The 23438-nt window shown below is 33.9% G+C and carries 28 protein-coding genes, 1 pseudogene and 1 riboswitch; of the genes and pseudogenes, 21 read left to right on the forward strand and 8 right to left on the reverse strand.

Going from position 1 to position 23438, the window contains the following annotated elements:
• Nucleotides 1-75: 75 nt before the first annotated feature.
• Nucleotides 76-183: riboswitch (SAM riboswitch) on the forward strand.
• 139 nt (nucleotides 184-322) lie between these two features.
• Nucleotides 323-1558 carry a Na+/H+ antiporter NhaC family protein gene (locus ABC382_RS02525; protein WP_312506533.1) on the forward strand — a complete coding sequence of 412 codons (1236 nt, stop codon included), beginning with the start codon at nucleotides 323-325 and terminating at the stop codon, nucleotides 1556-1558.
• A gap of 83 nt (nucleotides 1559-1641) precedes the next feature.
• Here ABC382_RS02525 and ABC382_RS02530 read toward each other — a convergent pair whose 3' ends face one another.
• Complete coding sequence (locus ABC382_RS02530) at nucleotides 1642-3063, reverse strand: VanZ family protein (protein ID WP_322606561.1); 1422 nt, start codon at nucleotides 3061-3063, stop codon at nucleotides 1642-1644.
• Nucleotides 3064-3485: 422 nt separating this feature from the next.
• On the opposite strand from ABC382_RS02530, the gene ABC382_RS02535 reads away from it, so the two are divergent.
• The 3 genes from ABC382_RS02535 to ABC382_RS02545 all read left to right on the forward strand — a co-directional run bounded on the left by ABC382_RS02535 (nucleotide 3486) and on the right by ABC382_RS02545 (nucleotide 5968).
• A complete protein-coding gene (locus ABC382_RS02535; RefSeq protein ID WP_274793341.1) occupies nucleotides 3486-3650 on the forward strand; it encodes a hypothetical protein in 165 nt (54 codons plus the stop codon).
• Between the two features lie 474 nt (nucleotides 3651-4124).
• Nucleotides 4125-4325 carry a cold-shock protein gene (locus tag ABC382_RS02540; protein ID WP_004225195.1) on the forward strand — a complete coding sequence of 67 codons (201 nt, stop codon included), beginning with the start codon at nucleotides 4125-4127 and terminating at the stop codon, nucleotides 4323-4325.
• A 248-nt stretch (nucleotides 4326-4573) separates the two neighbouring features.
• Nucleotides 4574-5968 carry a spore germination protein gene (locus ABC382_RS02545; RefSeq protein WP_274793340.1) on the forward strand — a complete coding sequence of 465 codons (1395 nt, stop codon included), beginning with the start codon at nucleotides 4574-4576 and terminating at the stop codon, nucleotides 5966-5968.
• A 51-nt stretch (nucleotides 5969-6019) separates the two neighbouring features.
• Here the strand turns inward: ABC382_RS02545 and ABC382_RS02550 are convergent, their stop codons facing one another.
• From ABC382_RS02550 to ABC382_RS02565, 4 genes are all read right to left on the reverse strand, one after another.
• Nucleotides 6020-6199: a hypothetical protein gene (locus ABC382_RS02550; RefSeq protein WP_274793339.1), complete on the reverse strand. Its 180-nt coding sequence runs from the start codon at nucleotides 6197-6199 to the stop codon at nucleotides 6020-6022.
• Nucleotides 6200-6707: 508 nt separating this feature from the next.
• Nucleotides 6708-6971: a hypothetical protein gene (locus tag ABC382_RS02555; RefSeq protein WP_322606559.1), complete on the reverse strand. Its 264-nt coding sequence runs from the start codon at nucleotides 6969-6971 to the stop codon at nucleotides 6708-6710.
• Nucleotides 6972-7531: 560 nt separating this feature from the next.
• Entirely contained in the window at nucleotides 7532-7735 is a 204-nt protein-coding gene (locus ABC382_RS02560; protein WP_322606558.1) for a hypothetical protein, read from the reverse strand.
• A gap of 364 nt (nucleotides 7736-8099) precedes the next feature.
• On the reverse strand, nucleotides 8100-8441 hold the full coding sequence (locus ABC382_RS02565; protein WP_274793335.1) for an ATPase: 342 nt from the start codon (nucleotides 8439-8441) through the stop codon (nucleotides 8100-8102).
• 904 nt (nucleotides 8442-9345) lie between these two features.
• Between ABC382_RS02565 and ABC382_RS02570 the strand changes: the two genes are divergently transcribed.
• Nucleotides 9346-9714, forward strand: coding sequence for a hypothetical protein (locus ABC382_RS02570; protein ID WP_322606557.1), 369 nt, complete (start codon nucleotides 9346-9348; stop codon nucleotides 9712-9714).
• A gap of 54 nt (nucleotides 9715-9768) precedes the next feature.
• Here ABC382_RS02570 and ABC382_RS02575 read toward each other — a convergent pair whose 3' ends face one another.
• Nucleotides 9769-10188, reverse strand: a complete 420-nt coding sequence (locus ABC382_RS02575; protein WP_322606556.1) for a VOC family protein — start codon at nucleotides 10186-10188, stop codon at nucleotides 9769-9771.
• A 183-nt stretch (nucleotides 10189-10371) separates the two neighbouring features.
• Between ABC382_RS02575 and ABC382_RS02580 the strand changes: the two genes are divergently transcribed.
• From ABC382_RS02580 to ABC382_RS02640, 13 genes are all read left to right on the forward strand, one after another.
• Nucleotides 10372-10593 (forward strand): cyclase, encoded by a 222-nt coding sequence (locus ABC382_RS02580; RefSeq protein WP_274793333.1) that lies wholly within the window; start codon nucleotides 10372-10374, stop codon nucleotides 10591-10593.
• A gap of 111 nt (nucleotides 10594-10704) precedes the next feature.
• On the forward strand, nucleotides 10705-11256 hold the full coding sequence (locus tag ABC382_RS02585; RefSeq protein WP_274793332.1) for a GNAT family N-acetyltransferase: 552 nt from the start codon (nucleotides 10705-10707) through the stop codon (nucleotides 11254-11256).
• A gap of 323 nt (nucleotides 11257-11579) precedes the next feature.
• Nucleotides 11580-11969 carry a VOC family protein gene (locus tag ABC382_RS02590; RefSeq protein ID WP_322606555.1) on the forward strand — a complete coding sequence of 130 codons (390 nt, stop codon included), beginning with the start codon at nucleotides 11580-11582 and terminating at the stop codon, nucleotides 11967-11969.
• Between the two features lie 290 nt (nucleotides 11970-12259).
• On the forward strand, nucleotides 12260-13024 hold the full coding sequence (locus ABC382_RS02595; RefSeq protein ID WP_274793330.1) for an aminoglycoside adenylyltransferase domain-containing protein: 765 nt from the start codon (nucleotides 12260-12262) through the stop codon (nucleotides 13022-13024).
• Between the two features lie 304 nt (nucleotides 13025-13328).
• Nucleotides 13329-13844 carry a DinB family protein gene (locus ABC382_RS02600; protein ID WP_274793329.1) on the forward strand — a complete coding sequence of 172 codons (516 nt, stop codon included), beginning with the start codon at nucleotides 13329-13331 and terminating at the stop codon, nucleotides 13842-13844.
• 95 nt (nucleotides 13845-13939) lie between these two features.
• Nucleotides 13940-15031 (forward strand): low temperature requirement protein A, encoded by a 1092-nt coding sequence (locus ABC382_RS02605; RefSeq protein WP_322606553.1) that lies wholly within the window; start codon nucleotides 13940-13942, stop codon nucleotides 15029-15031.
• Nucleotides 15032-15523: 492 nt separating this feature from the next.
• On the forward strand, nucleotides 15524-15901 hold the full coding sequence (locus tag ABC382_RS02610) for a cytidine deaminase family protein (RefSeq protein WP_322610668.1): 378 nt from the start codon (nucleotides 15524-15526) through the stop codon (nucleotides 15899-15901).
• A 484-nt stretch (nucleotides 15902-16385) separates the two neighbouring features.
• On the forward strand, nucleotides 16386-16586 hold the full coding sequence (locus ABC382_RS02615; RefSeq protein ID WP_274793326.1) for a hypothetical protein: 201 nt from the start codon (nucleotides 16386-16388) through the stop codon (nucleotides 16584-16586).
• A gap of 471 nt (nucleotides 16587-17057) precedes the next feature.
• Entirely contained in the window at nucleotides 17058-17279 is a 222-nt protein-coding gene (locus tag ABC382_RS02620) for a transcriptional regulator (protein ID WP_274793325.1), read from the forward strand.
• The gene (locus ABC382_RS02625) at nucleotides 17276-18535 is read left to right on the forward strand and encodes a Y-family DNA polymerase (RefSeq protein WP_312506429.1); all 1260 of its coding nucleotides are present in this window, start codon (nucleotides 17276-17278) and stop codon (nucleotides 18533-18535) included. Before ABC382_RS02620 ends, ABC382_RS02625 begins: the two co-directional genes overlap by 4 nt.
• Before the next feature lie 10 nt (nucleotides 18536-18545).
• Nucleotides 18546-18878: a YolD-like family protein gene (locus ABC382_RS02630; protein ID WP_322610669.1), complete on the forward strand. Its 333-nt coding sequence runs from the start codon at nucleotides 18546-18548 to the stop codon at nucleotides 18876-18878.
• On the forward strand, nucleotides 18871-19230 hold the full coding sequence (locus tag ABC382_RS02635) for a YhjD family protein (protein WP_322610670.1): 360 nt from the start codon (nucleotides 18871-18873) through the stop codon (nucleotides 19228-19230). Before ABC382_RS02630 ends, ABC382_RS02635 begins: the two co-directional genes overlap by 8 nt.
• Nucleotides 19231-19347: 117 nt before the next feature.
• Nucleotides 19348-19725: a hypothetical protein gene (locus tag ABC382_RS02640; protein ID WP_322610671.1), complete on the forward strand. Its 378-nt coding sequence runs from the start codon at nucleotides 19348-19350 to the stop codon at nucleotides 19723-19725.
• Between the two features lie 82 nt (nucleotides 19726-19807).
• On the opposite strand, the gene ABC382_RS02645 is transcribed toward ABC382_RS02640, so the two are convergent.
• Nucleotides 19808-20143, reverse strand: a complete 336-nt coding sequence (locus ABC382_RS02645) for a hypothetical protein (protein WP_322610672.1) — start codon at nucleotides 20141-20143, stop codon at nucleotides 19808-19810.
• Between the two features lie 297 nt (nucleotides 20144-20440).
• Between ABC382_RS02645 and ABC382_RS02650 the strand changes: the two genes are divergently transcribed.
• Nucleotides 20441-20584 (forward strand): DUF3953 domain-containing protein, encoded by a 144-nt coding sequence (locus tag ABC382_RS02650; protein ID WP_274797337.1) that lies wholly within the window; start codon nucleotides 20441-20443, stop codon nucleotides 20582-20584.
• Nucleotides 20585-21398: 814 nt separating this feature from the next.
• Here the strand turns inward: ABC382_RS02650 and ABC382_RS02655 are convergent.
• Nucleotides 21399-21479, reverse strand: a pseudogene (locus ABC382_RS02655) (ATPase); the annotation flags it as partial.
• A 690-nt stretch (nucleotides 21480-22169) separates the two neighbouring features.
• On the opposite strand from ABC382_RS02655, the gene ABC382_RS02660 reads away from it, so the two are divergent.
• Both ABC382_RS02660 and ABC382_RS02665 read left to right on the forward strand, forming a co-directional pair.
• Complete coding sequence (locus tag ABC382_RS02660) at nucleotides 22170-22502, forward strand: NUDIX domain-containing protein (protein WP_322610673.1); 333 nt, start codon at nucleotides 22170-22172, stop codon at nucleotides 22500-22502.
• Between the two features lie 260 nt (nucleotides 22503-22762).
• On the forward strand, nucleotides 22763-23215 hold the full coding sequence (locus tag ABC382_RS02665) for a GNAT family N-acetyltransferase (RefSeq protein ID WP_312506423.1): 453 nt from the start codon (nucleotides 22763-22765) through the stop codon (nucleotides 23213-23215).
• Nucleotides 23216-23438 lie beyond the last annotated feature (223 nt).

The raw sequence follows: 23438 nt of genomic DNA on the forward strand, positions 1-23438 counted from the left end.
AAGAAAAAACTTGTTGCAAATATTAATTTTTTATTTTAATCTTTTAATATTGTGTCAAAAAAATAATATTTTTTCTTCTTATCAAGAGAGATGGAGGGACTGGCCCGATGAAATCTCGGCAGCGGAACTTAGTCATTAAGTTACTGTGCCAAATCCAGCAAGAAATGACTTGATAGATAAGAGGTGTATTTTCAATATAAGGCCTCTTCTTGTTCATTCAAGATGAGGCCTTTTTTTATGGAAAAAGGCTGATTTTAATTTTTTTGGAGGTAAAACAGTGAAGAAAGAGAATCCATGGGCGCTGATCCCATTTGTTGTTTTTATGATATTATTTATTGGTTCTGGGGTTATTACAGGTGATTTTTATGCCTTTCCTGTCATTGTTGCTATCACCATTGCAGGTGCTGTGGCTCTAGCCATGAATCGAAAAGAATCGTTTACGAAAAAAGTTGATATTTTTTGTCAAGGTGCAGGGAATTTAAATGTCATGATGATGGTTATTATTTTTCTCTTGGCTGGGGCCTTTTCAGAGGTTGCAAAAGGTATGGGGGCAGTAGATTCCACTGTTAACTTTGCTTTATCGGTCGTTCCGCAAAACTTACTGGTTGTGGGCTTGTTCATCATTGCCTGTTTTATTTCCCTCTCAATGGGTACATCCGTGGGAACGATTGTTGCATTAGCTCCAATAGGCGTTGGAATAAGTGATCTTACAGACCTTTCTATTGCTTTAGTGATGGCAGCTGTTGTTGGTGGCTCCATGTTTGGTGATAATTTATCCTTTATTTCAGATACAACCATTACTGCCGTACGTTCACAAGGCGCACAAATGAAGGATAAGTTTAAGGTTAATTTTTGGATTGTATTGCCAGCAGCTATTGTAACGAGCATTATTTTAGCAATCATTTCAATGGGTGAAACAGCACAAGTGGCGCATGTAAGCTATAGTTGGGTTAAAATTGTACCATATGTTTTAGTGATCATTTTAGCGTTATCTGGGATGAATGTTTTCCTTGTGCTGGCATTAGGGATTGTCCTTGCAGGTGCTGTTGGCTTAGTAGATGGTAGCTATCACTTGATGAGCCTTCTGCAAACGATTGGAGAAGGCATGTCCGGTATGTATGAAATCGCCTTTCTTGCCATATTAATAGCTGGAATGGTAGAGGTTATTAAGTTTAATGGAGGCATTGACTTTTTGCTGCACCTTGCGACAAGTAGAATTAAATCGAAAAAGGGTGCTGAATTCGGCATTGCTAGCCTTGTGGGTTTAACGAATTTATCTACTGCTAATAATACAATTGCGATATTAATTGCTGGGCCACTTGCCAAAAATATTGCTGAACAATATGACATTGAGCCAAGAAAATCCGCAAGTATATTAGATATTTTCTCCTGTACAGTCCAAGGGCTTCTGCCGTATGGGGCTCAATTCCTTGCTGCCGCAAGCGTGGCCAAAATATCACCAGTAAGTATGCTGCAATACTCGATCTATCCCATTCTTATTGGTATTTGCGGAATGATAGCTATTTCTATTGGATACCCTTCAAAAAAGAAAGCCTAAAGCTCAAATAAGACCAGCAAAGCAAAATTTTAGCTTAGCTGGTCTTTTTCATCTCTTAAAGTAATGTTTTAGATTTAGAAGGATTACTTTCTTGCCTGTATTAGTGTAAACCAGTTGTTTCCGTTTAATGTTCCAGAAACGTTGTATACTGGCTGATAGAAACCTTTTGTGTCATACATATACGTTAGCTCGATTAATTCAATTTCAAGCTGATCGTCTTTTTTTAGAACCAGCTCTTCTTCTGTAACGAGTGCATTATACTTTATTTGAGGAAATTCTCCATTCTTTATTTGCTCATATACTTCAGCAGGGGAGAAGATATCTACTTCCCGTGTAAATTGATTTCTTTGAACATTATAGGCTAATGAATATGCACGTCCATCTTGTGTAAGATCAAGAACTACATCCCCATACCAATAGTCGACATTTAAATCGGGACGATCTGGAAGATTCCATTCAAATTCCCCGTTTTCCAGTACAGAAAACTCTGCTTCTTGAGGGAGGATAGAAAGTTCGTCCATCAATGCCTTCGCCTTATCAATCAAGTGTTCCTGACCAGTCGATGTCGCTTGCTGCGAATAATTATTCGCTGTTAACGACCAATTTCCCATTGAACTTATAAATAATGTATATTGCATACCTGCTTTGTCTTGCAATAAAATTTCTTTGTCTTCTTTATAATTCTTTGTACTCAACTCCGATAACCCTAATTTATCTTGCAACAATGTTTCAACTTCTTCATTATGAATAATTTTTTTATAAACGGGCGCAACAGTAGGGTTTGAGTCTAATTGCAATGAAGTAGATATATGAACACCTGACATATTGGATTTTGTATAAGCGTTTATTGGCAGATGTCCAAATTCTTGTTGAGCATATACCAATGACATCCCAATAAAAATCAATCCCATGATAAGAGGGATAGCCAAAGTTCCAACAAGACTTTTTATTTTTACTTTTTTGTGATGAACAATAGAAGCCCCTAGTCTGTATAATTGGTATCCGATAACCCCACCAAGTGAGTTGTTGAATAAGTCATCAAGCTCGAAAATCCCTGCTCCTGTAAGTGTTTGGTATGTTTCAATTGAAAGTGTAGCACATACGACTACAAGGAAAAGCCTCTTAAAAGCTTTAAATTTAGAGAAAAGTAAGGGTAAGAAAATCCCAAGCGGCACAAACATTAATATATTAAAAATACAATTTTGAAGATCACGTAACGAGTATTTTTTCCAGGCATCGATATAACCACTGAATGGTTGAAGATTCATCTCTAGGAAATGAGAAGAACCACGTCCAATAATCGTTAGCTCACATACAAATACGATATACCCAATGAAGAGTGCGCCAAGCATCATTTTAGTAATACTTAGTTTTTTTCGTTCGGATGGTTGTTTTTTATAATAAACGAAATAATAGAGGGCAATAAGCAAAAACTCAATGCCAATAATAATGATGACGGGCAACATTAAAATTCGAATATTAATAATAATTTCTGTTACTCCCAAGATAAAACGCTCCCAACTAATTGATTCTGTTCATGGTCCACACACATAAAACATGTGTTGACTGTCGACCTTCATTATTGTAAATGGCAATTATTAATAATTATTGAGAATATTTATGAAGATTTCTTAAGATTTTTTCATCATATATGGGGAGAGGGGAGAGGGGTAATCGAACACCTATTTTATAGAAACGTCAAATGAGTGTTTTTATTTTAATAGTGACATTTATATTAATAAAGGTTTAATGAAATCATAGTATTCAAATAATATTTTCCTAGGCCATTATGTATATTTATCAATGATTTATAAGGCTTCAGTTGTAGTGTCTTGTCAGTCCATATAATCAAAAAGAGTATAAACAATTGTCAGAAAATATCAATATACCCTATAATAAAATAAAAACTGAGATAAGAGGTGAACTTATGGGGAAACCAGTAGATTACAATCTATTTCCGGGTTATCAAAAAACACATAATTCCAGACTTGATGAACTAAAAGAAGAATTTATCGAGGAACAAGAAAAAGCAAAAATAGATGGACATATATTAGAGTTTGAAAAAACTTCATCTGAAGAATTGTCTCAATAAGCATCTTTAAAAGAGATGCTTTTTTCTTTGCTTCAACAGGTGAAGAAATAATTTAGGGTCACCGGGCTTTAAAGTGACCCTAAGTAACAAATGGGGAGGCTGTGACGGTCAACTAGCGTCACAACCAAATAAGTGCGTGCGATACACTCCCTATTAATTTGTGTAAAAAAAGGCTACTTATACAAAAAAATGTCCCTTTTATGTTGTGAATTTTTAGTAAATCACTTTAATTAGACAAGATCAAAGGTTTTAACCAAATTGGTTTCCAAGACCAAATTTAAAAAAATTTACGTTTGGACTAGACAAATATAATTTTTTGTTATATAGTTAAGTTAATAAAATCGTGCGTAAACAAACAATGAATTCACATATTACAAAGAGTATTCGTTTTTTGATTAATACTTTTTGTAGTATGTGTTTTTTTTTAAAGTATTATGATTTTATTTAATAAGTTTAAAATGGAGGTCATTGATTATGACACAAGGTACAGTAAAATGGTTTAATGCAGAAAAAGGTTTTGGCTTCATCGAAGTAGAAGGCGGACAAGACGTATTCGCTCACTTCTCAGCAATCCAAGGTGAAGGTTTCAAATCACTTGAAGAAGGACAAAAAGTTGAATTCACAGTAGAAGAAGGCCAACGCGGACCTCAAGCTGCTAACATCGTAAAACTTTAATTCTTAAATGAATGAAGAAAGAAAACCACTTGTTATAGAGTGGTTTTCTTTTTTATTTCAGAGAAATTTGTTCAGAAATTGTTTAGTAAGATGTGTTAAATTTTAAATGTCATCGTAATTCAAGCCCGTTGCCTTAATTGGCAATGGGTTTTCTTATTTTATTTATATATATAGCTTTCATTTTTTAGCATAATTACATGAAGAACAGATAAACTAAAAAGAAAATTGAGCAAAGGGGGATCGTTTGGATGGACGAGGCAGCTTGGCAAATAATTGCTAAACTAAAACAGGAAACTTACGAAGTAGATGATGTTAAATTTAAAATGACTTCTACTGAAGAAGGAGATGTGACGGTTATTTACTTTTCTTCTTTAGTGGAAAAGATGACCATTCAAACGATGGTTTATATCCCTTTAGCCAATAATATTAAACAAATACATCAAATTTCTGAATATGTGGATTCAAAGAAAATTAGTGAAGCTGTCAAAAAATTAAATGCGGGGCAAACGCTTTTATATTTTCATGAAACGAACGGATTGGTAAGTGTTGATACTTATAGTGCACCGACCAGGGCAATTGCCAACACAGAAACAGAATCAACTGTTATTGGCCCACAGGATGCCTTTACTGAATCGTTAGAAACGAATATTTCTTTACTGCGTAGGCGTATTCAAAGCCCTATGCTAAAAAATGAAAACCGTATCATTGGTTCCGAGGCAAATATAAAAATTTCTATTATGTATATGGAAAACATAGTCAATGAGAAAAATTTAGAGAATTTAAGAAATCGAATCGATCAAATTGATTATCCTTTAATTACTGATGTCTCAGTCTTGAAACAACTAATTGAAGACAATCCTTTTTCACCATTTCCACAATATTACATGACCGTAAGACCCGATAGTGTTTGTCGCTATTTAATTGACGGCAGAATTATTGTTTTTCTAGACAATAGCCAAACTGCGATTGTTTGTCCAACATCATTTTTTGAGATGTTTGTGTCGGTTGAGGATTATTATAACCGATGGACGACGGCTTCATTATTAAGAATGTTACGCTTTTTTGGCTTTTTCCTTACAATCATGATTACGCCGATGTATATATCAGCCTTAACTTTTCATCCGGAAATTTTACCATATGAATTATTGTTAAATCTTCAGGAATCGAGGAGTAAAGTTCCATTTCCGCCTCTTATAGAAGTGTTGTTTATTGAACTGATCGTTGAAGTTTTACGAGAAGCGGGTTCTCGAATGCCGACAAAGGTAGGGCAAACAATCGGTATCGTTGGCGGTATAGTTATTGGAACAGCTGCAGTGCAAGCTGGTCTTTTAAGTAATATTCTTATTGTATTAGTAGCTACATCAGCGTTACTATCCTTTCTTCCCCCTATATTTTTAATGAGTAATGCAAGTCGATTTGTACGATATATTTTTATCTTATCTGCCGGACTGTTTGGCTTGTTTGGACAAATGCTCGCCCTTGCATGGCTAATCCATCATTTACTAAGCTTAAAATCTTTAGGCACTAATTTCATGACACCTGCTATACCACGTAAACCAACTGATTTATTCGATAGTATTATTCGAGCTCCAATAGACTATATAAGGGACAAGAAAGGTATTTCAGGAACAAAGAAAAATTGAGCAAAACAAAGACCAGGCTCTCTAAAAAAGGAGCTACTGGTCTTTTTTGAATTAATAGGCATATGGATTTTCTCTGTGAAGTTGCCAATACAGTTGAACAAGTTGTGTTTCATACTTAAAATGTTGTTCGTAAAAATACATATGTTTCTCTGGATCAATATGTTCATAGTATTTCGCTAACGTACCATATAAACTTACTTTTTGAAGCAATTGTGCTAACCGTGGATCCATTTCATTCCGCCCTTCTTTGTGCTCTAGACTTAACATATGTAAACCCATGAAGTATTTCTGGGCCTGTTAGAAAAAAGAAAGGGAACGGTACTCGATTTAAATTTGAAAGGTTGTAATATGACAACGTTAGGTTCTAGGAATTTTAGATAACTTTATTACATTAAAAATAAAGCCTATCAGTCCGCAAATAAAGAAAACATAGGCTACGAGAATGGACATAGCTTCTAAGTTGTTTGTAAAGATTCGATATCCTCCTAAAGTAAGTAAAGCCAAACTAGTAACCGAGCCAAGCAATGGTTTATTCTTGCCAGACAAAAAAACACCCCCAAAATAATGATATATAATATGTTAACATGGATTATTATTTAAGTTAACATATAGGTTTTTTTATGAAACTTAATCAGGTGTATCGAAGCCCTTACTCAAATGGTTTAACTAATTTGTTTCCGCCTTTTTTAAAAATATCTGATAGGCTTCATATTGTTCCTTCAGTTGTAAATGGGCTTCCTCACGTTTTTCTGAGGTTCTCGCTTCTATGTAGGCATTCAAGCATTGAAGATATTCGTTCTTTATATTGAAATCCTCCAAAATATTGTTCTTTAATAGAGGGCTCCATCTGTAGAACGCCACCAGTATGATTAGCAACATCCGCAAATGCATCATATAGTAGCTCAAATAGTTGTGCTCGTTGTTCTCGAGTATACTGTTCACCTGTTTCCCTGAAATAATAAAATACGTTCAATTGGCTTTTGTATGATATATAGTTGTCCATAAAGTAGTGATCGATAACTTTTTATTAGCTGATGTTGGTGGTAAAGCATAATCCCAATCACCATCACTACTACCAAAAATCCTCCTATATATAATATGGCACTCCTATAATTTATTTGCATCCTTAAAAGGTAAATATACTTTGGCAGGGAGGCAGTACTATAATTGAAGGATAACGATCCAAATATCAGTCATATTGCCTTCCATAAAGAATTCATTTTTTCAGTAATTTATTCGTGAAGTATAGGTAAATATTAGGGATTAGATGTAACTGATTTTTAGACAAATAAAACTAAGATCTTAAGGGTCACTCAGATAAAAGTAACCCTTAGCACCAAAATAGGAGTGTTAGGCTAAAAGCTAAACTATATTTACCTTTCTAATGGAGTTCTGGTTGTGATTGTACCAGTATGAATTGGGGTTAGGGTTAACGAATCTTAAGTTACTTTATACTGACCGGTGTCTCTTAGGTGACAGTTTTAAGGTAAAGATTGATCTATCCATGAGGATTAAAGTGTTTTAATTATGTTCATGAATTGCCATTATTATCTGAAAATAAATTTAGAAGATTGTTCTATTTGTTAAAGCAATATCATCTGCAACTTTATAGAAATATCTATTTTTTATTGGGAGAATAACTTCTTCTTCAGGAAGAACCTCTAAAGGTGATTCATTGGAATCTATGTCAATAGCGTTTATACGGTGCCGAAATACTCGATTATTTTCACTGTGGCAAATAAATTTTTGTTGGTCCAATTTTTTCATCTTTCCTCACCTCCCTTTTTAATATGTTGTGGACCCCGTAGATTATAGGTATCTGTTACAAGGAAAAAATCCCCAAGAGAATACATCTTATCCTATATAAATATTTTATGAATAAAGATTGGAAGGCGATTGGTAATATGTCTATAAAGAAAATGATTTCAACCTTTTATGAATGTGATTTTTTGTATAGCTTAAATAATTGAAAGTATAATATGAAATTTGAAGAAATATAAGGAGATAGATTTTTTTCTTGTTACTGAACAATACAGAAAGGGGATAAGTCGGAGGTAAATGAATGAATAGGAAAGCCCTATAGCGAGCTATAGGGCTTTTATGATTTTAACTGTTAAAATCTGATGGGAAATTAAAGAATTTCTGTTAATTCTGAGTGCACAAGTCTTTGAGCAGTAATGATAACCCCTGAAGCAGTTCGTCCGTAAACACTATATAATCCTCCTGTTTGGTTAGGAGCAATTTCAACTTCATATTGAGCCGAATTTCCTAAACCTGGTGTTACAAAAGCAGAAGCGTTTGCACCCACGCTAAATGGAGTTGTTGATATAAGGTGTCTTGTACCGTTTAGTCTAAAAACTCGAACTACGCCAGTAAGTTGACCTCCAGTAAGATTGAGAATTTTGACACGAACGCTAGTTGCATTAGCTGGTTGATTTCCTGTATTTTCTATTGGTCCAGTTGTTAATGGCATGTAATTTTCACCCCCTCCAATGTAAAGATCTATAATCTGCAGATTACCTTTTCATAATATGTAATAGGTTGTTACTTTCCTTGGTCGTATTAATCATATTTCTCAAAAAATAAAAAAATTGTAGAGATGAATTAGTAGATATTTTTTCAATAGAAAACTTATAAACAAAGGTGTTCTTATATACCAAGGCTTATTACATAGTAGAAATATCTATATCTTTATAAGAACTTAAATTGGACGTTATCAATTTAAATACTCAAAAAAAGGAATAAGACATAAACATCTATTTCCTGCTCTATAGCTTGTCATTTAGTTTTTATTCATGTTTGAGCTCAAGTGATACTGTTCGTATCGTTTAATTATCGCGTATAAGTAAGTGAATCAAATTTATGGCACAGAAAAATGCACAAAAAAGCCGCAGCGTCAGCAAACGCCACAGCTTTCTGAAGAATTTATGAAACAATATGTAGATAACTGCTATGAATTGAAATTAGGTTTTCATTTCAGCCATATCATTCATTGTTTTTATACTATATAAATATTTAACAGATGAAAGATCAATAGAGAACTATTAAGGGCCACCTTGTAGTGACCCCTAAGTAACAATTCGGGAGGTACCAAGTTAAACTAAATTAGCTTAACACTACTATTTATATGATTCGATGACTTGGGTTTTATAGTTTATTGCCTTTAGTAAAGAAAAAACTATAAAAACAAAATCGTTCCAATTAAAAGGCTGGTATTTGTGAAAGATGTCCTGATGCCTTTTAGTTAGTGCATGCCACATTTCCCTATAGTTCCGGTTATAAAGTGTTTTATTCAGGGAAGAAAGGACAACTTTTGCAGGGAATTATTCCAATTTGATGATTTTTTGCTATTATTAGAGTTGGAGGTGGTTATTAAAATGTATAGTAATACAGCAAATATGCTTAAACAGACTACAAATCTTATCAATGCGTTGATTAAATTAAAACAAAATCTAACTTTTGTGAAATCACATGTTAATAGCGATAAAACGCTGGCCATCTATTTCTTAAGTAATGCATATAGTGACTTTAATTTATTTAAAACTATTTATTTATCCGTAACACCTGGTGACCCAAAAATTGATGAATTTTTACAGGAACATGAAAAATTCTTTCTGGAAGTAAATAAATACTTAGAGCTTTTTAATGATGATAATGTTATGGAAGATAAACTTCATAAGGAAGTTATGTTTTCAATCAACGAAACAGAAAGGTATTTGTTAAATTTATTAGATATGTATAGATAAATCAAAATGCCCAGGTGCTGATTTTAATTAGCCTGGGCAAAATAGGTTAAGAGATTACTTTGAGCATTCGTATTTTTCCTTAAAGAGCGGGCTTAATTCGCTCCATACATCAAACTTATTGCCATTTACATCATAAAAAACAAAGTTTCTCCCCGTATGTCCTCTTTCCTCAATTTCCCCCACTCTAATTTGTTTTTCAATAAACTCCCGATGTATAGCTTCTAAAGCATGTAAACCATCGACTTCAAACGTTAAGGAAAAATGCTCATTGCCGTAAATATCATAAAAATTGGCGCTTTGATTTTCCTTAGACTTAACTAGAAATATACTTTGGTTAGCAAAATTAAGTATAGCCTTGTCTTTATCTTGATAACTTAATTCCGCTCCTAGTTTGTTTACATACCATTCTGTTGATTGTTCTACACTTACAACTGGAATATAGGTGGTACCTACTCTTAATAATTTTTCACTCAATGATTGTTCCTCCTTTTAAAAAGGAAAATTCTGATAATACAAGAGTAGCAGATGCAACCATTTTGAGCAAAAGAGAGTGTTTCTTCGCATTTATGAAGCGGCAGCAGCCAATTAGAAACAAGGTATTAGTTCATTCCATGCAGAATATATTGATAGCACGCTAAAGGTAAGGTGGGGACTGCAATGGATAAACGAGTTTTATTTGACTTTGAAATTGAGTTTACAAACGGGGGTGGAATTCAAGGGCAGGAATTCCGTCTTGATATTGATGGTGATGACATATCGGATGAAGAGTTAGCTAAGTATATAGTAGAAGATATGAGGTTATTGATGGTGGGAAAAGTAAGAATCCTTAATAAGAAAATTATTAACGAAAAACATAAACGAAGTCCTACTCATGAATAATATTACTATTGTTATAGAGGACCTAAATATTTTGGATTATTTTCCTAAGCAATATGTTACTATTCAATTAGTAAATGTTAGTTTTGGTGAAAAAGGGGAGTTATGAGGAATATGGGGTTCGAATTTAAAGATTTTCCAAAAATAGAGACAGAACGCTTTATCTTACGAAAAGGAAACGTTGAGGATTGCCAGGATCTTTTTGAGCTTTATTCCGATGAAAATGTAGTCAAGTATATGCCGTTAAAAGTATTTGATTCAATGGCAGATGCATTAGATGAAGTAAATTGGTACGATAAAATTTTCAAGGAACAAATTGGCTTAAGATGGGTAATCGAAGACGCTAAGTCTCAAAAAGTGATTGGAACATGTGGTTATTTGAATTATGAAAAACAACATAACCGTATAGAAATTGGGTATGATTTAAGACCTGACTATTGGGGGAAGGGTATGATGCAAGAGGCTTTAAGCGAGATAATACACTTTGCCTTTACATCGATGGGAATCAATAAAATAGAGGCGAAAATTGAACCGGAAAATACATCATCAATAAGATTAGTGGAAAAATTGAATTTCTCCAAAGAAGGTGTTTTAAGACAGCATGAATTTGAAAAAGGGAAGTATGTTGATCTTGTCATCTTTTCACTTTTGAAAAGTGAATATTAGGAGGTCTAGAAGAGTCACACGCGCAATGAAGTGGGGCTTTTTCTTTTGTTTTGAAACTGCCACAAACATAAAAGCCGCAGCGTTTACAGACGCTACGGCTCGAATTGGTTTATGCCCTTATGTTTAGGCTAGTCAGTTACAAGCATTATAACACATTGAAGACGAAAGACGTTAATTATAACTTAAAGAGTTTGCCTATGCAGTTCTTTTTTTCTGATTGAACTAAGTATAGGCTAGTGCACAAGAATTTTTCAAAATTAGAAAGGTGTATATTAGAAAATAGCGAATTAAAAGTGTATTACATCATTAAAGGAGGAAGTATTATGACTACACCTGACTACAGAACACCAATTAAAAACAAAATCGGTGGTGTGTTTATCCCAGTTCGTAACCTAGAGAAAGCAAAAGAATGGTATAGAAAAATTCTTGGATTGGAAGGAGGAGAAGAATATTTTGGACACGTATTCGTGGTACCGATGGAAGGTACGGCTGGATTAATATTAGATGCCATGCCAAAGTGGAGAAAAGAGGATGGTGATATTTCTACTTACCAAGTTCCAGCCATTCAATTTTTAACGAATGATATTGAGGCTGCTTATCAATTTATGCAGGAAAATCATGTGGAACTTGTTACAGAGATTCAGGATCATTTTTATTTTGTATTCAAAGATTTAGATGGGAATTTATTAATGATTTGTAAAGAAGCATCTTAATGAAATTATAAGAGTATGTCTTATCATAGAAAAATAAACTCGGATGTCGGTCGATGAGATGAGGTTTAATTGCTAAATGTTAGGACTAACGACCGACCATCTTTTGTAGTCCTTCTTAACAAATACAGATAGAGGGAATAGCATTCATCTACATTCGGTGGGATTATCGAAATTAGAAAACCTTCCATTATTTTGATATTATAAATATCAATGCTAGGAAGAAGGGGATTTTTCTGAACTCAAATGTGTCTATGTTGGTTCAAACTATATTAAATGAATATCTTACACGATTGAATAAACAAATTCCAAATACACTGGAAGGGTTATATTTACATGGTTCAATTGCTCTTAACGCGTATAGCGAAGGTTCTAGTGATATTGATTTTATCGCAGTGATAAACAGACCTTTAACTGAATTAGATGTGAAAGAAATAGCTAATCTGCATAAAGCTTTGAATCAAAAATATAAGGGAACAGTGATGGATGGATGTTATTTATTAGTTGAGGATGTTGGAAAAGACGAGTCGGAGATAAAAAATTGTTTATACGTAAATGACGGTAAAATTAAATGGAGTAATGAAGGGGTTAACCCCATTACTTGGTGGATTCTGAAAAATAAAGGAATAACAATTTTAGGCACAAGTATAGATACATACGACTTCAATGTAAATGACAAAATTCTAAATGACTACATATTAAAAAATATGAACACCTATTGGGCAAATAGATTGAAAGCTAGAAAAAAATATCAATCTATGTCAATTCTGTTACCTAATAAATTAATTGATTTAGAAGTTGAATGGTCAATTACAGGGATGCTAAGACAATTTTATACATTGCAAGAACGTGAAATTGTTTCAAAAGTTGAGGCAAGTAAATATGCTTTAAAAAAATTACCTGAAAGATGGCACAATATTATTAAAGATGCCATAAGTATTCGAGAAGGTTCAAACATCCGTTATTACAACTCCAAAAAACAACGTATTAACGATATGATTCAGTGCATGGATTACATACTAAATACGAGTAATGCTAATCATAATATCAAATTTTAAAATGTCTGTACTAGCTTTTGAAAGTGAATAAATCTATCAATTTCGATGAAGGGGGATAACAAGCAGCGCGTGCGGTAGTTTTTTGCTGCCAGATATCCCTTTTTAATTATATGTAAATGAGGGGATTACCATTGGACTTTGTGGTAACGAAATGTAGTTGTGGAAGGTCTAATTGGATTTTAAATTAAACAGGCGTGGGAGATCAGAAAGAGTAAGAGCATATGTGAGAGAAAAAGGAATCCTACCCTCATTTGACGAAATAATAACTTGCTAGTATTTTATTTTTCAACTAGGAGGGGTTTTTTTGCAATTATTTTTCAAATATAATTGGATGGTAAGAGAAGACTGGTTTCGTTGGTGTGAAGAGTTGAGCGAAGAGGAACTCCTGCAAAACAGAACTGGGGGAATGGGTAGTATATTACATACACTTTTCCATATAATTGATGTCGAATGGAGTTGGATCCGTATTTTACAAGGTAAGACCGATTTTCAGGAGAGCTTTGACGACTATAATAGCTTGGAAAAGGTTCGTCAATTGGCATCGGCATTTCATGCAGAGGTTGAAAGCTTTGTAAACCAATGGGATGACAGTATGGAAGAGCGTTTACTTCATAACACATTAGAAGACGGAAGAATTGAAACACATACATGGGGTGAAATCGTTCGCCATACTATAGCACATGAAATTCATCATATAGGCCAATTATCGATATGGGCAAGGGAAATAGGGAGAGCGCCTGTTTCTGCAAACTTTATTAGACGAGGACTTTCCTCGGCATTGCAAGCTTCAGCAGATGGTCATAGTGAATTAAAAAGGTAGTGTGCTTACAAGTTGTATTTATAGGTTCAAACCATAACCTTCTAAGCAGTTAAGAGAATAAGTGATGTTTCAAAATTTGAAGGAGTATGGTGATAATGGAAGAAAAGAAAATAACCTGGTTAGAACTTTTTTATGACTTGATATTTGTAGCGGCTGTTTCGACTGCCACAAATGTATTACTTCATGTTGAAAAGGGGGAAATTCGCCCGGAATACTTTTTGAAGTTTGTTTTAATATTTATCCCTATCTGGTGGTCTTGGGTAGGACAAACATTGTTTATTAATCGTTTTGGACAAGATTTTTTATATCAGCGTATTTTTACAATTTTTCAGATGCTATTTGTCCTTATTATGACAGCCAGCTTATCGGTTAACTTTGATGAATATTATCTGTCGTTTCTTTTTGGCTATATTGGGTTAAGAGCTCTAACAGCTATCCAATATTTGGTTGTTCAACGTTTTGAAGAGGGCGATAGGAAAAAGGTAGCGCAATTTTTTGGTACACGTTTTTGGATTGGCATCATCATCTCTTGTTTTTCTATATTGTTTGATTCATGGATTCGTTATAGCATTTTGTATACAGGGATTTTAGTTGATATCCTGGTGCCTTTTTTGGGGCGTAAATATTTGGTGAAAGCTCCGTCTAATACGTCTCATTTATTAGAACGCTTTGCTTCATTAACACTCATTCTTTTCGGAGAATCAGTCGTTAGCACCCTTTATGTGCTGCAGCCTCAAAAAGGGGATTGGGATGCTATTTTATTTTCCCTCATATCGTTTATTCTTATAGTTTCAATGTGGTGGCAGTATTTTGAAAATGTTGAAAAGAAAGTTGACAAATCGATCAAAACATCAGGCCAAACCATTATTTATGGGCATCTATTCATATTAATGTCTTTGAGCATGATTGCTGCTTCCATTAAACTATTGTATCTAAATGAGGTTCATTATTCATTTGATTTATATTTTATTTTCGGTTCCGTATGCCTATACTTCATGACAACTACTATTGTTTTTCATCAATACAGGTTTAGTCAAGATCGTTTAAAACTTTATCATTTAGTATTATTTATAGGGATCTTAGCTTCCTTCTTTATTATTAATTTGGTTGTAGAAGTGCCAAACGTTGTAATTATGGGAGAAATGACGCTGTTTTTTATCATCTATGCTAAATTAACAACGACTTGAGTGAGACTAATAAGTGGATAAAATGGAGTAATCTTTCGTTAATTGAGTGGCTATACATAATAGACATGATGCAGCAGATTATCCAAGCTAAAAACACTCTATTTGAATGTTTCTTCAAAATAGAGTGTTTTTCCATAATGTTTAATTTAAGAAGGGTCACCTGGGATAGTAGTGACCCTAAGTAACAATTCAGGAGGTCCCTGTTAAACTAATTTAGCTTAACACTACTATTTATATGCTCAGCTACATTGGGTTTTATAGTTTATTGCCTTTAGAATAGAAAAAGAATGATTAAAATATTGTTTAAAAAATTCATAAATTATCCTACCATTACGTTGCAAAAGAGTCACTACCTCAATGCTTTACACACCAATTTATCGATTTTTGTAATAACTCATTGGGTTGGAATATAAAGGATAACATAAAAAAGCTGCAGCATTTACAGACACTACAGCAATTTACTAAACAATATGATTAAAAGGGGTCGAAGTTATGAAATTTGAAGAACTATATAATATTGCAAAAAGTGTCTTAAACCCAAAGCAAATTTCAAAAAATTCTTATGCAGGTTCGGTTGCTGTAGCCATTTTAAGTGACAACGGTAAGGTCTATAAAGGGGTATGTATAGATACTCCTTGCTCCATGGGATTTTGTGCAGAACATGCAGCAATTGCTGCTATGATTACTGATGGAGAAAGTAGAGTAAAAAAAGTTATTGCAGTTTATCAGGATGGAACAATAATACCTCCATGCGGAAGATGTAGAGAGTTCATTTGTCAAATTCATGACGATAACTATAAATGTGAGGTAATGGTAAAAGACAATACTGTCCTTACTATAAACGACTTACTTCCTGTTCGTTGGGAGTAAATATATTGAAACAATAAAAAAGGGTCACTTGAGTTGGAAGTGACCCAAAGTAATAAATGGGGAGGCCGTGACGGTCAACTAGCGCCACAGCAAGTGCGTGCGATACACTCGATATTAATTTGTGCAATTTAGGGTTACTTATACATAAAAAAACTACTGTAACAAAAAGCCCTACTATCCAAGCGTTTTAAGAAGCGCTTGGCTTGCATGCACCGAATAACTAACCATGGGAAGCTTTCATCTTAGGATGAAGGCTTTTTTGGTGGGATATATTTCATATAAATTTTAAATGGTTTGTAATTAAGTTTAGGATGTTTACTGGATAAAAAAAGCGAACGAATGCTCTTTGTTTGGGAGCTTGGAATAAGGAATTGAATAACGAATTAAATGCCAATCACCATGAATAATGTTAAATATAGGCAAATGCATAGCCCTCAAGCCTAATTTAGCATAACCTATACCGATATCGAGAGGAGGAAACATTATGCGCGATTATTATGATCAATATGACAGAGATAGATATGATGATGACTATGAATATGATTATGACAGTTATGGGAGACGTCGTAGAAGAAGACGTCCACGTTATCAATACCCATATTATCCATTCTACCCATTCTATCCATTCTTTCCGTTCTATCCACCATACTATCGCCAACCATACTACCGTCCATACGGCTACTAATATAAATAAAAAATCGCTCTGCGCAGTTTAAACGGATGAAGGGTTTCTTTACCCCTAGTTTATTCATATTATTATTTAATAAAGTTTTGTTTAGAATTTATATGATCATCTATTCTTTCCAAAAAAGTCTAGGTATTCAATTTGAGCCTAGACTTTTTTCATTTAAGTTATTTCAAATTGTATGTAGAAATGTTGTTAAAGGTGCTAGAGTTGGGAAGTAATAGTGCCATATGTTTTTTAATCAAACGTAATCAGACAATGTCATCAAATGAGTGATTACCCACAGGATGAAAAGAATACATGTATCAATTTCAATAAGAATGTGAATGGCTATCAAATTAAGGTAGCCTTTTTTATTTCCATAATTTTTATCTTGTCAAAATACAAACATTTGTTCTATTATGTATACAAACAAGTGTTCCTGTATAAAATAACAAATAGGAACATTTCACGTATTAGGAGGAAACTTTGATGAGGGAACAACTGATTAAGGCTATGCAACGTAACCAATTGGTAAACATGATGTATGTATCTAAAAATGGGTCTGTAACAAAAAGGCGAGTAAAGGTTATTAAAATCGTTGGCGATTCATTCCAAGCATTTTGTTTTACAAGGCAGGCAAAGCGTACTTTTTTAATCAGCAATGTTCTAGCAGTTATTCCTATAGTAAGTAAGGGGCGTGAGGTTGTATGAACTATGAGGGTATGCCGAATCGACCTATTATATGCATCGATATGAAGAGTTTTTATGCAAGCTGTATTGCCATGTTAGAAGGGTTAGATATTTTAAATGACCCAATTGCAGTCGTGGGTAATTTTAATCAACCAGGCAGTGTTGTGTTAGCAGCATCCCCAGCAATGAAAGAGCGATTTAAAATAAAGACAGGTAATAGACGTTATGAAATCCCTCAACATCCAGATATAAAATTGTTTGAACCAAAAATGAGTTTTTTCATCCAGATGTCGATGACTATTACAAAGCTAATCGCTAACTATGTACCAGTGGACGCCATACATGTTTATAGTGTGGACGAAAGCTTTGTGGACTTAACTGGCACAGAAAAATTATGGGGATCTCCTGAGGAAACAGCGAAAGAAATTCAAAGAGCAATTCTTGATCAATTTAATGTGCCAAGCGCTATAGGGATGGGGCCCAATATGCTGATGGCTAAATTGGCTTTGGACATCGAGGCAAAGAAAACAGGCTTTGCTAAGTGGACTTATGATGATGTGCCAACAAAATTATGGCCTGTACGACCTTTATCAGAAATGTGGGGCATAGGTAAGCAAATGGAAGCCAACCTAAATAAGATGGGCATTCAAACAGTAGGTGGATTAGCTAATGCTGATTTAGATGAATTAGAAAAACGCTTTGGCATTATGGGCAACCAATTATATCATCACGCCTGGGGAATTGATTTATCTAAACTGGGTGAGCCATTAATTACAAACGGAGCTTTAAGCTTCGGTAAGGGGCAAATGTTGATGAGAGATTATCACACACGAAAAGAAATATCAGTCGTTCTCTTAGAAATGTGCGAGGATGTTATGAAACGTGCAAGAGATGCCGGTTTTGTTGGCCGCACCATCAGCTTAGGTTTATCGTACAGTCGTAATGCGATGACGAAAGGATTCCACCGTTCAAGAACGATTGCTGTTCCAACAAATGAAACACTTGAAATGTATAAAGTCTGTATTGAATTACTCGATGAGCATTTTGCAGGGGAGCCAGCTCGACAGCTTTCTGTCCGGATATCCAACTTAGAGCGAGAGCATAGTATCCAATTAGATTTATTTGACGAGCGAAAACCACAGCGGCAATTGATTGGACCAACAATGGATGCAATACGTAATAAATTTGGGGCGACAGCATTATTACGAGCGGTATCATTTACAAGCGCTGGTACTGCTATCAGCCGTGATCGCTTAGTTGGTGGGCATTTAGCATAGGAGTGATTGAATGATAAAGGACAGAGGAACGATAAAATGGGCAGCCATGATGATGCCAGAGCATTTAGATTTTCTCAAAGAATACAAACAAGATGTTACTGATAAGCCGAGAGAATTAGCTGAATGGGAACTAGAAGAATTACAACAAACAATGGATCACGCTTATCGTCAGCAGCTAGATGTCAAGCTAGACGTGTGGACGGCAGGTAAAACAACACAATGGACAGGAATTATTAAAGCGATTACTACTACAGAACTCATACTCGAAACATTACTTAAAACGAAAACAATCCCCATTCAAAGTATACAGTCAGCTCGACTAGAAGCTGATTATTATGATTAAACCTGAACAACGCCAGCTGTTACACCAGTACTTATTAATAGAACTAGCGGTAAAATCATTGCAGATTGATTATCAAAAAGCAGAACAGTTTAAAATGAAAGTTGTCTTTCTTCCATTGATGGATGCGTTATTAAAGGATTTACGCCAAGAGTATTTTGACCTCAAAAGACAGCTTGCACAGCAGCGTATACGAGTGGTTGGCTGGCATCGTGTGGATGAATATTTTAGTGATGTGCAAGTTGCAACTGCGGGTAATGATGTCGTCCTCCGTTATGCAAATCAGGCGTTGAAAACACAGGTGGAAAAATTATTGATTAATTATATAAGGAACAACCAACAGGTTCTCGAATGAGGCCTGTTTTTTGAATAAGGGACAGTTGAAGCCTGTCTTCATTCTTGATATAATCAACTATTCGTTTGTAATAACGCATTATACAGTAAATTTGTCAAAGGAAAGCGAGGTTCCAATATGAAGGCTATCAGCCAAGAAATCCAAAATCAATCTATTGAATCTCTGGAGTCGACGTGTAATAAACTTGCAACTGCTTATCAACGTATGACAGAAAAAGGGGTTAACACAACTCTTGTTAAAAAGAGGCTAAACGCTGTGAAAATGGGTTTAGAAAGCCTCAAAAATATTTGGAATGGAGAGAACTTTTCATCTGATGAAGAAACCATATTGATTTCTAAGAAAATTCTAGAAGGTATCATGCCATCTATCGAAAAGCAGATCGCAAAAGCAAAAGAAGGTAGTTCTCAAAAAACATTAAATGACCGACGTTTAACTGCGCTTAAACTTGCAATTGAATCATTAGAAAAGCGTTTATCGACAAGTCTACGTGATTAGACAAGATAATTAAGAAGTATCTACGACAAATGATAAGGCGCTGGAATATTTTGTGATAATATTAAAAAGTAGAAGGAAATTGTTATGGACCACAAATTGAGAAACAAATGTGTTCCTCGAAATTTTCTTTTACCCAATAATCTATGCTATTAAAAAAACGGAGAAAAGCGATATCCACTGAATTATTTAATGAAATTGCATTGAAAGCGATTTGATTCCATTGTTCTCGATTAACTTTGTTTGGACCAAAGTAATTAAAATCCGGTAAAACTTCTTCTATGTATAAATGCAAAACATCAAAGGCTTCTGTTGTTAAAAAGATAGAAGATTTATGCCAATGTTCGTTTTTAAAATCACCTCGCATAAATTCAAAAACATCACGCCTTCCATTTAGTTTTTCTAACGTATTTATTTCCATTTTTTATACCTCATGATTAAATTATTTAAAGCAAAGAGTGAATCTAACCTAGATTCCTAGAATTTCTTGCATGTTAAAATATACCACATTTTGCATAACCGTGTTCGTGGCAGGACATACACCGCCGAAACATAGAATTAAGTATTTACAATTATTTCCTAGTTGTCTTTTTTGTTGTATGATATTTGAAGAAGGGTGAATAGTATGCTGAAAGTTTTACAAATTGTTTGTGCCATCATAACAGTCTTACTTTCGTCTTACCTACTTATAACACATAATTATAATCTAATTTTTTTAATGGTATTCTTTTCAGGTTTATTCATGTTAACTAAAGGAATTGAAGCATTTCATAGCGAGAGAAAAGTTTACGGTTGGTTACTAATCTGGCTATTTTTATTTGCGGTATATATATCAATGTATCAATTCACAGCTTCGCAATGATCTACATAAGTTGGTGGTTAATATTTCTAATTTAGTCGACTTTCCATTTAATTTAAAAATGTCGGAAATGCACTGCTTTCATATTAGGGGTGATTTTTCTTAGTCAACATTCCTGAAACCGCTCTATACTGTGCTTTTTGAAACGTTAGGAAGGGGGCAATGAAAGAATAAGTGTATTTCCAATGATAGGGTTCATATATATGTAACCACAAAAATAATGGTTCCAAAATAAATGAGAATACAAATGCATTTACGATTGCGGCAATTAGAAAAGATGTCCACGTTTTGAAACACTGGTAAATCAACATATAAATGATAGGCATTTGAAGCCGGTGGATTTCAATAAGTAAATGTAAAGGTATGATTGTTATTGGAGATTGTCCTAACCCCTAACCAACCGACTTATTATGGAAGTCGAACATCCAAGAGAATTGAACCGGTTTCTTTTATGTAAAAGAAAAATAATTATTAAAATAAGGTTCATTTTTTGTTGGTGAAGGAATGCTTTTTCACTAATGGAAGAGGCCTAAGTTTAATAACAAGAACGTTCAGTTAACAAAGATTTAGAATTAAATTAAAAATGTATATTCATTGTGGGGATTCTTCAGACTATAGACAAAGTCGATTTTTTCGACTTTGTCTATTATTTTTAAATGCTGAATGGAGTACTCTCATTTTCACTTTCCTATTGTTTGAAGCTAGTTATGTCATTATCTCATAGCCTTAAAACTGAATATAAGCCTTCATTGATTTTAACAGTTAAAATCTGTTTAGATAATTAAAGAATCGGTGTTAACTCTGAGTTTACAAATTGTTAGGCATCAATGATTACACCTGAAGCTGTTCGCCCGTAAACGCTATATAACCCTCCTGTTTGATTAGGCACAATTTCAATTCAAATTGAGCCGCACAACCTACACTACGACATTTAATATGATTAAGATCAAACAAAGTGGGTACATAACAATCATAGATATATCAAGGAAGCCTAATTTTTTTATTAAATACCAATCCTACAATTAAAGTCTTTACTCCTTATTCGTATCATATTTTGAAGGTCCATAAATATTAAAAGTGAGGTTGCATATATCCTTTTTAAAGACGTAAACTATGTTCTAAAAAGCACAAATGATTTTGGGCATTTATTGATTAAATCTTCATTAGAAGTTGGATAATTTCAAAATATAATTGTAGGAAAAATGAAGAAAAGAAGGTGAGACGATGTTCGATCAAATTGCATATATTATTTTTAGAGCCCTATTAATTCTAACAGTTTTGGTTGTTTTTGTTGGAATTGCACTTGGGGATACTATAATCAGGAAAAAGTAAGACTGGATCCAAATAGTTTCTTTAAAGATCCTATTGTGTAAATGTTTTGATTTTGAAAAAGTTCCAGAAGGGATAAATAACCAGGCGCTCATCTAAAAGTGAGTACCTGGTCTTTTCTCATTTATAGTATATGGAAATTATTTAGTGGCTGTAGGGAGTTGCTGTACCGCAATCGGGCCATTAATGATTAGATAACTAATACATGCCTATTGGGTATTTATGTTAAAATTGAATAATGGCAGGGGGAGATTAAATTATGGATATTATCACATTCGGTGAAAAGAAAGAAGATATAACATACATAAGGAGACCAGCTGTTTATTGTTTAATGTTCGATAGTCATAAAGAAAATTTAGCGATTATTCAAACAATTGATGGAAAGTATTTTCTTCCAGGCGGCGGAATTGAAAATAATGAGACTCATGAAGAATGTTTAAAAAGAGAAGCCCTTGAAGAAATGGGGATGGCTATTGAAATGGGTAATTATGTAGGGTGTGCCAGAAGATATTTTTATTCCACAAATGAAAATAGGTATTATCTAAAGCGAAGGTTATTTTTATTTATGCGATATAGGGATGCAAATAAATAAAGCAACGGAAGAAGAACATTTCCTTAAATGGATAGAACCCATCGATGCAATAGGAAAATTATTCCATGAACATCAAAGCTGGGCCGTTAATGAAGCAATAAAAAATCAATTATAGTTGATAAACAAAAGGGCTTCTTTTCGGAGGTTCATATTTAGCTTGGCCTAAAGCAAATTTAGAAAAACCTATTGTGATGTCCGTGATCATATATACTTATTCCAGAAACGGGCGCAATAGTGAAAACCCTTAAGGAGGTAATGTGGTGAACCCGCACAAATTAATAATAACTCAGTATAATCCAAAATATGCTGAACAGACAGTGAGAATGTGGCGAGAAAGTAAGGAAAGGGCTATTGGTCAGAAAGAAGCCCATAGCTTTGAAAATCATATATATTTTTTAAATCATATATTACCTGAGCAGTATCAAATAGATGTAGCGTTAATTGATGACAATGTAGTTGGTATGATTGCCTATAATGAAAGGGAAATAAGCCAACTTTATATTCATATTGATTATCAAGGATTCGGTATAGGTCAAACATTACTAGATAAAGCAAAAGAACAATCAAGTGGGAGATTATCATTATATACATTTGAAGTAAATGAAAACGCTCGACGATTTTATGAAAAGAACGGATTTAAAATCATTTCTAGAGGGCACGAAAATGAAGAAAATTTACCAGATATTCTATATGAATGGATATCTAATAAATAATGTATGGAGATTATAGGTATTAAAATGGTTAAGGAACAATATCATTTTATTCAACAATCAGGCGCTTTTCTGAAATTAAGGAAAGCGTCTTTACTCTTGGAAAGGGCATATTTTTGAATAAAATTAGTTATTTAGATGTCACGACCATGAATACTAACAATCAATCATACCTACTGAAGTAAACAAAAGAAATTATTGATTAATAGAAGGTTCTAGGCGATGT

The sequence above is a fragment of the Lysinibacillus phoenicis genome (assembly GCF_047238325.1).
Lineage (GTDB): Bacteria > Bacillota > Bacilli > Bacillales_A > Planococcaceae > Lysinibacillus > Lysinibacillus irui.

Bases quoted from the DNA above. Each gene is read 5' to 3' on its own strand.
- ABC382_RS02625 (WP_312506429.1), top strand. From the start codon at position 17,276: ATGAACTATGAGGGTATGCCGAATCGACCTATTATATGCATCGATATG.
- ABC382_RS02610 (WP_322610668.1), top strand. From the start codon at position 15,524: ATGAAATTTGAAGAACTATATAATATTGCAAAAAGTGTCTTAAACCCA.
- ABC382_RS02565 (WP_274793335.1), bottom strand. From the start codon at position 8,441: ATGCCATTAACAACTGGACCAATAGAAAATACAGGAAATCAACCAGCT.
- ABC382_RS02580 (WP_274793333.1), top strand. From the start codon at position 10,372: ATGGATAAACGAGTTTTATTTGACTTTGAAATTGAGTTTACAAACGGG.
- ABC382_RS02620 (WP_274793325.1), top strand. From the start codon at position 17,058: ATGAGGGAACAACTGATTAAGGCTATGCAACGTAACCAATTGGTAAAC.
- ABC382_RS02660 (WP_322610673.1), top strand. From the start codon at position 22,170: ATGGATATTATCACATTCGGTGAAAAGAAAGAAGATATAACATACATA.
- ABC382_RS02585 (WP_274793332.1), top strand. From the start codon at position 10,705: ATGGGGTTCGAATTTAAAGATTTTCCAAAAATAGAGACAGAACGCTTT.
- ABC382_RS02635 (WP_322610670.1), top strand. From the start codon at position 18,871: ATGATTAAACCTGAACAACGCCAGCTGTTACACCAGTACTTATTAATA.
- ABC382_RS02525 (WP_312506533.1), top strand. From the start codon at position 323: ATGATATTATTTATTGGTTCTGGGGTTATTACAGGTGATTTTTATGCC.
- ABC382_RS02535 (WP_274793341.1), top strand. From the start codon at position 3,486: ATGGGGAAACCAGTAGATTACAATCTATTTCCGGGTTATCAAAAAACA.
- ABC382_RS02545 (WP_274793340.1), top strand. From the start codon at position 4,574: ATGGACGAGGCAGCTTGGCAAATAATTGCTAAACTAAAACAGGAAACT.
- ABC382_RS02590 (WP_322606555.1), top strand. From the start codon at position 11,580: ATGACTACACCTGACTACAGAACACCAATTAAAAACAAAATCGGTGGT.
- ABC382_RS02650 (WP_274797337.1), top strand. From the start codon at position 20,441: ATGGTATTCTTTTCAGGTTTATTCATGTTAACTAAAGGAATTGAAGCA.
- ABC382_RS02640 (WP_322610671.1), top strand. From the start codon at position 19,348: ATGAAGGCTATCAGCCAAGAAATCCAAAATCAATCTATTGAATCTCTG.
- ABC382_RS02615 (WP_274793326.1), top strand. From the start codon at position 16,386: ATGCGCGATTATTATGATCAATATGACAGAGATAGATATGATGATGAC.
- ABC382_RS02605 (WP_322606553.1), top strand. From the start codon at position 13,940: ATGGAAGAAAAGAAAATAACCTGGTTAGAACTTTTTTATGACTTGATA.
- ABC382_RS02560 (WP_322606558.1), bottom strand. From the start codon at position 7,735: ATGAAAAAATTGGACCAACAAAAATTTATTTGCCACAGTGAAAATAAT.
- ABC382_RS02630 (WP_322610669.1), top strand. From the start codon at position 18,546: ATGATAAAGGACAGAGGAACGATAAAATGGGCAGCCATGATGATGCCA.
- ABC382_RS02550 (WP_274793339.1), bottom strand. From the start codon at position 6,199: ATGGATCCACGGTTAGCACAATTGCTTCAAAAAGTAAGTTTATATGGT.
- ABC382_RS02555 (WP_322606559.1), bottom strand. From the start codon at position 6,971: ATGGACAACTATATATCATACAAAAGCCAATTGAACGTATTTTATTAT.
- ABC382_RS02645 (WP_322610672.1), bottom strand. From the start codon at position 20,143: ATGGAAATAAATACGTTAGAAAAACTAAATGGAAGGCGTGATGTTTTT.
- ABC382_RS02540 (WP_004225195.1), top strand. From the start codon at position 4,125: ATGACACAAGGTACAGTAAAATGGTTTAATGCAGAAAAAGGTTTTGGC.
- ABC382_RS02570 (WP_322606557.1), top strand. From the start codon at position 9,346: ATGTATAGTAATACAGCAAATATGCTTAAACAGACTACAAATCTTATC.